Raw genomic sequence first — 270 nt, 5'->3', positions numbered from 1 at the left:
CTTAGCCATCCACCTACACACGCTTTAAGCCCAGTGATTCCGCCTAACGCTCGTGGCCTCTGTATTACCGCGACTGCTGGCACAGAGTTAGCCGGTGCTTATTCTTCAGGTACCGTCATTAGCAAGGGATATTAGCCCTCACCGTTTCTTCCCTGACAAAAGAGCTTTACAACCCGAAGGCCTTCTTCACTCACGCGGCATTGCTGGATCAGGCTTGCGCCCATTGTCCAAAATTCCCCACTGCTGCCACCCGTAGGCTGTCTCTTATAC

The 270-nt window shown here is 53.0% G+C and carries 1 rRNA gene; it reads right to left on the bottom strand.

Going from position 1 to position 270, the window contains the following annotated elements:
* A 16S ribosomal RNA gene (locus ACTHS4_RS11990) occupies positions 1 to 270 on the bottom strand; the annotation flags it as partial.

Origin of the sequence: Neisseria sp. P0014.S009 (assembly GCF_051958155.1) — a bacterium.
GTDB classification, from domain to species: domain Bacteria; phylum Pseudomonadota; class Gammaproteobacteria; order Burkholderiales; family Neisseriaceae; genus Neisseria; species Neisseria flavescens_C.
This window is presented reverse-complemented; position numbering and strand designations above follow the sequence as displayed.